Raw genomic sequence first — 7,717 nt, 5'->3', positions numbered from 1 at the left:
ACCCACGGCCTTGAGCGCATCGGCCAGGCTCTTGGCCGCAAACGCGTCGCGGTTGGCCGCCAGCGCCTGCTCGGCCGTCACGATCCCCAGCGACACCAGCGTCGCCAGCGCTGTGCCGGTCTTGAGCACGGCACGTCGGTTCTGTTTCATGTTCAACTCCTTGTCAAACGAAGGTCCACGACGCGAATGCAACCGCATCACGTCACTTGTCGGGGGCACCCGCCAAAATCCACTCGGCGAGCAATTTCGCGTCATTGTCGCTCAAACCGGCTTGAGCCGGCATCGGCACCGGGCCCCACTTGCCCGCGCCGCCCTTCTTGATCGACGCCGCCAGTTCTTCGGGCTTCATGCCCTTGTACTTCTCGGCAATGGCCTTGTACGCCGGGCCGACCATTTTCTTGTCCACGGCATGGCAGCCCATGCACGCGCTCTTTTGGGCCAGCGCCTTGGCAGCGGCGGCGTCCATCGCGTGCGCGGGGACGGCCAACACCGCAACGGCGCCTGCGGCGATCGTCAGCAACGTCTGGATCTTCATCTCTCAGTCTCCTGGGTGGTGAATAGCCCGCTGCACGGGCCAGTGGGTTTGGATCGAAGGTTACAGGGTAGGTTCACTGTCTTTGCGTGAGGGGCTACTTGCGCGGTGGCTTGGTGGTGTCCCAGCCGCGCGTCGGACCAATCACTCGCTGTTGCTCGAACAGGTTACCGTGGGCATCGCGCATGTTCTCCGGCAACATCGACTTGATGTTGCCGTCGATCGGACAATCTTTCATGCATCGAGTATTGCGCACGTCGGGTTTGCCAGTGAAGGCATAGTTCGGCAACCACATCCCGTGCTCCAGCGTCATGCCGTTGCGGTTGGGCATGATCTTCTGGACTTCGGCGATATTCTGGTCGCTCAGCACGAAGTCCTCGGGCACAATGTCACCCAGGTGCAGGATGTAGGCCACGACGCCGTAGACGTCTTCGACCGACAGCGATTTGGGCGCGTTCCACGGCATGGCGCGGTTGATATAGTCCCACAGCGTCGAGATCGTGGGTACTTTCATCAGCGTGGTGCGCTGCGGGTAATGGGCCTCGGCGCGCAGATTGGCCACGCGGCCGGTTTCCATGTCTTTCTTGGTCGTGCCACCCACGATCGGCGTGAACACCTCGTTGGATTCGCCAAACTCGCCATGGCACGAGGCGCACTTGGTGTCCCACACTTCCTGCCCGTGGCGGACCGAACCCGACCCTTTGGGCAGACCCTTGAAGTCGGGGCGCACGTCGATATCCCAGGCTTTGATCTCCGCCGGTGTCGGGGCGCGCCCCAAGTTCGCCCAAGGTTGGTTGGCTTGCGCGGCACCGGCTATGCCCGCGCTCAGAAAGGCGGCCGCGATGGCCGCACGAAGGGGGGATGTCATGCGCTTCATCTTCAGTACACCTGCACGTTGGAGACTTCGCCGTTTTCCGCGACCAGCCAGCTCTGGATAGCGTTGTTGTGGTAGATCGACCGGGTACCGCGCACGGCACGCAACTGGTTGATCTTGGGCTGCACATAACCCGTGGAGTCGATCGCGCGGCTTTGCAAAATAGCCGGCTTGCCATCCCAGACCCAATCGAAGTTGAAGCGCGTGAACGCTTTGGGCAGGATGGGTTTTTCGAGCCGTGCAGGACGCCAGGTACGGCCACCATCGACCGATACGTCCACCGCTTTGATGGTGCCGCGCCCCGACCAGGCCAGCCCCGAGATGTTGTAGTAACCGCGATCCAGCAGCGTCTGACCGCCCGACGGGGTGGTGATGACGCTCTTGCATTCTTGGATACCGCTGTACTGGCGGTGCAGGCCGTTGGGCAGCAGGTCGATGTAGTGCACCGACTCGTCCTTGGTGCCCCAGGGCTTGTCGCCCACTTCGATGCGACGCAGGTATTTGACCGAGCTGACCGCCTGCACGCCCGGCACGATCAAGCGCAGCGGGTAGCCGTTCTCGGGGCGCAGCATCTCGCCGTTTTGCCCCCAAGCGACGATCACGTCGTCCATGGCGAGTTCGATGGGGATGGTGCGCGTCATCGACGAGCCGTCCGCCCCCTCGGCGAGCACATACTTGGCGCGCTTGCGGTCGATGCCGCACATGTCCAGCAGCGTCGACAGCAGCACCCCCGTCCATTCGGAGCAGCTGCACATGCCGTGCGTGTACTGCACCGTCGGCACGGCGACGTTGGCCCACTCCATCGCGGTGTTGGCGCCGCACTCCAGGAAGTGGATACGCGACACGCTGGGCAGGCGCATCAGCTCGTCCATCGTAAAGACACGCGGGCGCTTGATCAGGCCATCGTCGCCATGAATCATCAAGCGGTGACCTGAGGGGTCGATGTCCCACCAGCCTTGGTGGTGGCGCTCGAAGTGCAAGCCGCTGGGTGTGATGATGCCAAACAGCCCTTGCAACGGTGTGAAGCTAACCGACGCTTGCGACACGCGGGTCAGGCCCGGGCTCTCGCGGCGCTGCAGGTTGCTCTCCCACTTGCTGGGCATACCATAGCCTCGTGCCGCGACGGGCTGACCCAGACCCGTGGTGTGTTCGGGCAGCTTGAGGATGGCGTCCTCGCCCTCGGGAGCGGCAAGCGCTTTGCCCCCCACCACGGCCGAGGCTGCACCCGCCCCCATCGCCAACGCCTTGCCCATGAAGCTGCGTCGGGCCTTGCGGGCCTTCTCGAGCAGCTCCGGACTCAGATGATTCTCCGGCGCGGGCTGTACCCGGCCGATGACTTCACGGAGGTTGTCAGACACTGGTTTCTTCCTTTGATTCGACGGGGAATACCGACTCCAGCCCACCAGCGGTGCACCCCTGCCCCGAACCGGGGCGCACCTGCGCACGGCACACTTGCTGCGCGATCAGCCGACACAAGTCCCACTGCGGCGAGCGGGCAGCCCGGTAAAACACCCGACTGCCATCCCGACGACGCTCCAACAGACCCGCCTGGTGCAGTCGCGCCAGATGGCGCGATACATTGGGCTGCTCCAGACCCGTGATCTGCATGATGTCGTTGACGCAGCGCTCCTCGTCGCAGACCGCGTGCAGGATTCGCAACCGCGTCGGCTCCCCCAACAGACTGAAATAACGTGCGACCGACTCGTACATCGGCAGCAGCGCATCTGACGGAGAGGGCGACACCGAGGAATCCACGGCTGAAGTATATGATTGATTGCGAATATGGCGATTAGTGTAAACCCGAATGTTCGATGCCGATGAGCCGGTCTGCATCGGGACGCCAACGGTTCGACACCGTGTGCGCCCCGCGGCGCCCATCAGACGCCGTCGGTCAACCGCCCGGCGGTGAGCCGCAAGCGACGATCACAGCGCGCCGCCAGCTCCGCGTCGTGCGTCACCAGCACGAACGCCGTGCCCTGCGATCGCGCCAGTGACAACATTTGATCGAACACCGCGCTTGCCGTCTCGCGGTCCAGATTGCCCGTGGGTTCGTCGGCCAGCACGCACGCCGGCTGCGTGACCAGCGCACGCGCGATTGCCACGCGCTGGCGCTCGCCACCCGAGAGCTCGGCCGGCCGGTGCGCCAGCCGCTCGGCCAGGCCCACGCGCTCAAGCCACTGCGCCGCCTGGACGGCCGCGGCGCTGCGCGCCATGCGCCGTATCCACAGCGGCATGGCCACGTTGTCCTGGGCGCTGAACTCGGGCAACAGGTGGTGAAATTGATAAACGAACCCGAGGTGGCGATTACGCACCTGCCCCTGCCGTGCTGGCGACAGGCGGTGCAACGCCTCGCCCAGCAGGTGCACCTCGCCACTGGTGGGCGCATCCAACCCTCCCAGCAAATGCAGCAACGTGCTTTTGCCGGAACCCGAGGCCCCGACGATGGCCACCGTCTCGCCGGCGTGCACCGTCAAATCGACCCCGCGCAACACGGTCACGTCGAGCCGCCCCTCGCGAAAGCGCTTGCACACGCCGCGGGCCTGCAACACGATGGGGCGGGATTCACTCATAGCGCAGCGCCTCCGCGGGGTTGATGCGGCTGGCACGCCAGCTCGGGTAGAGCGTGGCAACGAACGCCAGCAGCAACGACACGATCGCCACCGGCACGATGTCGGCCGCCTGTGGGTCGCTCGGCATGCGGCTGATGAGGTAGATGTCCTGGGGCAGGAAGTTCACCCCCAGCAGCCGCTCCAGTGCCGGGACTAGCGTGTCGATATGGAAGGCCACGCCCAGGCCGAGTGCCAGGCCGATCGCCGTGCCCACGATGCCAACCGCTGCGCCCTGCACGACGAAGATCGCCATCACGCTCGTCGGACTCGCCCCCAGCGTGCGCAAAATGGCGATATCGGCGCGCTTGTCGGTCACGGTCATGACCAGCGTCGAGACCAGATTGAACGCTGCCACGGCGATGATGAGCGTCAGGATGATGGCCATCATGCGTTTTTCGACCTGCACCGCGGCAAACCAGGTGCGGTTGGCACGCGTCCAGTCGCGCACGACGATACCTGCGCCGAGCTCCGCCGCCAAACGCGCCTCCAGTTCGATGGCCACCTCGCGCGCCACCTGCATATCGTCCAGCCGCACGCGCACGCCCGTGGGGCCCTCGACGCGAAACAGCCGCTGCGCGTCGGCCAAGTGCACCAGCGCCAGCGTGGCGTCGTACTCATAGTGGCCTGAATCGAACAACCCCACCACCGTCATCTGCCGCAAGCGCGGCACGACGCCAGCAGGCGTCAATTCGCCCGAGGGCACCACTAGCGTTACCGCGTCGCCGGGCACCACCCCCAGCGAGCGCGCCAGCGCCGCCCCCAGCACGATGCCGAAGCGCCCCGGCTGCAGCGCCCCGAATGCGTGGGTGGCCAGATCCGCCCCCAGCGCCGTCACCGATGGCTCGAGCGCCGGGTCGATGCCGCGGATCACGACGCCCCTCATGTCCTGGCCGCGCGCGAGCAGCCCCTGCGCGGCGACGAACGGTGCGGCCGCCTGCACGCGCGGGTGCGCACGCACCTGCGCCAGTACCGCGTCGGGGTCCGCCAGCGCGTCGCCCGAGGCGGACAGCACCTCCACATGGGACAGCACCCCCAACATACGGTCGCGCACCTCTTTTTGAAAGCCATTCATCACCGACAACACGATGATGAGTGCAGCCACCCCCAGCGCGATGCCCAGCATGGAGACGGCGCTGATGAAAGAGATGAAACCATTGCGGCGGGCTCCGCGGCCGGCGCGCGTGTAGCGCCAGCCGATCACCCATTCGTACGGTAGCGGCATGGGATGTTCCAAGATCAGCCCCGATTGTGCCGCAGCGCTTGCGCCACAATCGGGCCATGCCCGAGGTTCGTCACTGGATCATCGCCTACGCCGCCCCCCCCGACGGTACCGACATGCCCATCCCGCCGCTGCCAGCACTGCAGCGCTGGCTGGCGCGCGCCGTCCCGCACGCCTCTTACGACGGCGACCCCTGGAGCCTGACGCCCCCGCACGAACACGCGCTGGCGCGCGCGCTCGGCTGGTCCATCGAGGATGGACGCCTGCCTTGGGCCGCCTGGCACGCCGGGCGCGCGGGCGTCGCCTGCGCCTGGCTGTGGCCGTGTGCGTGGCAGGCAGGGCTCGACCATATCACCCTCATCCCGCCGCAGGCGCTCGATCTGCGTCCAGACGAAGCCGTGGCCCTGAAAGCGGCGTTTTCCCCCTACGCGGCGGAGGACGGCATCGCGCTCGACGATGACGGCAGCCCCGGGCGCTGGCTTGCCGAAGGCGACCTGTTCGACGGCTGGACGGGTGCCAGCCTGGACCGCGTGGCGCACCGCCGCGCCGATGTCTGGTGGCGCGACGCGGGCTCGCAACCCAGCGCACGGACGCTGCTGCGTCTGCTCAACGAGGCGCAAATGCTCTTTCACGACCACCCGGTGAATGCGGCGCGGGTGGCGCGCGGTGCGCTGCCGATCAACGGCCTGTGGATCAGCGGCGCTGGGCGCTGGCGTGGCGACGGACCGCGCCCCGCCGAGGCGAGCGTGCAACTGATCGACGCGCTGGTCGAACCCGCCACGCGCAGCGATGCGCCGGGCTGGGCCGCCGGCTGGCAGGCGTTGGAGCCCGAGCTGGCGAATTGGATGGCCGCGGCCGACGCCGATGGGCAGCCGCGCTGGCTGACGCTGTGCGGCGAGCGCGGCTGGCGCACCTGGCGGCTGGACCCCGGCGCCGACCCCGCGCCGTGCCCGCGGCGAGGCTGGCGCGACTGGTGGCAGCGGCTGTACGGTCGGCCAGCGACGCCGGCTGCGGCCGTGCTCGACTGGTGGAGCGGACTGTGAATATCACGGCGCGCGACATCCCACCGCGAGCCGCCTGGGCACTGGAGCAAGCGGGTACCCATCCGTTGCTCGCGCGGCTGTTTGCGGCGCGCGGCGTGCAACAGCCCGAGGAGGTGGACGACGACCTGGCACTGCTGCCCGCGCCCGATCAACTGCTGGGTGCCCGCGCGGCCGGCGAGCTGCTCGCCGATGCGCTGCAGCAGGGGCTGACCATCGGCATCGTGGCTGACTACGACTGCGACGGCGCCACCGCCTGCGCGACCGCATGGCGCGGCCTGCGCCTGCTGGGCGCGCCGCTGGGCTGGGACCGGGTACGCTATTTGGTGCCGGACCGCGTGCGCGATGGCTACGGACTGACCCCCACGCTGGCCGAGCGCGTGCGCGCGATGGGCGCCGACATCTTGCTGACGGTGGACAACGGTATCGCCAGCCTGGATGGCGTGGCGCACGCCCGGGCGCTGGGGATGCAAGTGCTCATCACCGACCATCACCTGCCGCTGGTGGTGGACGGTGAGGTGCGCTTACCGACGGATGCCGTCATCGTCAACCCCAACCAGCCCGGCTGCCCCTTCCCTAGCAAGGCGCTGGCGGGCGTGGGTGTGATGTTTTATGTGCTGTTGGCGCTGCGCGCCGAGCTGCGCCGGCGCGGGGTTTTCGGTCCGCGTGACCAGCCGCGCCTCGACGGTCTGCTGCCCCTCGTGGCGCTGGGCACGGTGGCCGACGTGGTACGGCTGGACGCGCACAACCGGCGCCTGGTGGCACAAGGGTTGCGCCGCATTCGCGCGGGCGCCCTACCACCCGGCATGGGCGCGTTACTGGCCGCGGCCGGGCGCAGCGCCGCACGCGCCACCACCTTTGACCTGAGTTTTGCGCTGGCGCCGCGCCTCAACGCCGCCGGGCGTCTGAGCGACATGGGGCTGGGCATCGAATGCCTGATCACCGACGACCCGCAGCGCGCGCACGAGCTGGCGCAAACGCTCGATGGCATCAACCGCGAGCGACGCCAGGTCGAATTCGCCATGCGCGAGCAGGCGCTGCTGAGCATGGCCGAGCGCCACGGCGCCGACCTCGACCCCGACACCGCGCCGCCCGCGCTCACCGTCTTCGACCCCTCGTTTCACGAGGGGGTGGTTGGCATCGTCGCCGCGCGTCTGAAAGACCGGCTGCACCGACCGGTATTCGTTTTCGCTGCGGCGCAGAGCGACGACGGCCTGCCCTGTCTGAAAGGGTCCGGTCGCTCGATCCCGGGCTTTCACCTGCGCGACGCACTGGACTGGATCGCCAAGCGCCAACCCGGACTCCTGCTGCGCTTTGGGGGCCACGCGATGGCGGCTGGCTGCACCCTGCCGGCGGACGGCCTGCCCGCATTCGAAGCCGCACTCCAGGCCGTGGCCCGCGACTGGCTCGACGCCGCGACACTGCAGCGCCAGCTCGACACCG

General features: G+C 67.7%; 7 protein-coding genes and 1 pseudogene. 2 read left to right on the top strand and 6 right to left on the bottom strand.

The annotated features are described in order from the left end of the window. Positions 1–202 precede the first annotated feature (202 nt). From Q0716_RS04615 to Q0716_RS04590, 6 genes and pseudogenes are all read right to left on the bottom strand, one after another. Positions 203–535, bottom strand: a complete 333-nt coding sequence (locus Q0716_RS04615; RefSeq protein ID WP_299020179.1) for a c-type cytochrome — start codon at positions 533–535, stop codon at positions 203–205. Positions 536–656: 121 nt separating this feature from the next. Further along, positions 657–1,409 (bottom strand): annotated as a pseudogene (locus tag Q0716_RS04610) (cytochrome c); the annotation flags it as partial. Positions 1,410–1,411: 2 nt separating this feature from the next. Further along, on the bottom strand, positions 1,412–2,764 hold the full coding sequence (gene soxC, locus Q0716_RS04605; RefSeq protein ID WP_299020177.1) for a sulfite dehydrogenase: 1,353 nt from the start codon (positions 2,762–2,764) through the stop codon (positions 1,412–1,414). Beyond that, positions 2,757–3,161 (bottom strand): metalloregulator ArsR/SmtB family transcription factor, encoded by a 405-nt coding sequence (locus tag Q0716_RS04600; RefSeq protein WP_299020175.1) that lies wholly within the window; start codon positions 3,159–3,161, stop codon positions 2,757–2,759. The genes soxC and Q0716_RS04600 overlap by 8 nt, the downstream gene beginning before the upstream one ends. 122 nt (positions 3,162–3,283) lie before the next feature. Further along, positions 3,284–3,976 carry a lipoprotein-releasing ABC transporter ATP-binding protein LolD gene (lolD, locus tag Q0716_RS04595; RefSeq protein WP_299020172.1) on the bottom strand — a complete coding sequence of 231 codons (693 nt, stop codon included), beginning with the start codon at positions 3,974–3,976 and terminating at the stop codon, positions 3,284–3,286. Then, positions 3,969–5,237, bottom strand: coding sequence for a lipoprotein-releasing ABC transporter permease subunit (locus Q0716_RS04590; RefSeq protein WP_299020170.1), 1,269 nt, complete (start codon positions 5,235–5,237; stop codon positions 3,969–3,971). The genes lolD and Q0716_RS04590 overlap by 8 nt, the downstream gene beginning before the upstream one ends. Before the next feature lie 56 nt (positions 5,238–5,293). Between Q0716_RS04590 and Q0716_RS04585 the strand changes: the two genes are divergently transcribed. Continuing rightward, on the top strand, positions 5,294–6,277 hold the full coding sequence (locus Q0716_RS04585) for a phosphoglycerate mutase (protein ID WP_299020168.1): 984 nt from the start codon (positions 5,294–5,296) through the stop codon (positions 6,275–6,277). Then, a partial coding sequence (locus Q0716_RS04580) for a DHH family phosphoesterase (RefSeq protein ID WP_299020167.1) occupies positions 6,274–7,717 on the top strand: 1,444 nt, incomplete at its 3' end. The genes Q0716_RS04585 and Q0716_RS04580, both read left to right, overlap by 4 nt.

This window comes from uncultured Tepidimonas sp. (assembly GCF_938045175.1).
GTDB lineage: Bacteria > Pseudomonadota > Gammaproteobacteria > Burkholderiales > Burkholderiaceae_C > Tepidimonas.
This window is presented reverse-complemented; position numbering and strand designations above follow the sequence as displayed.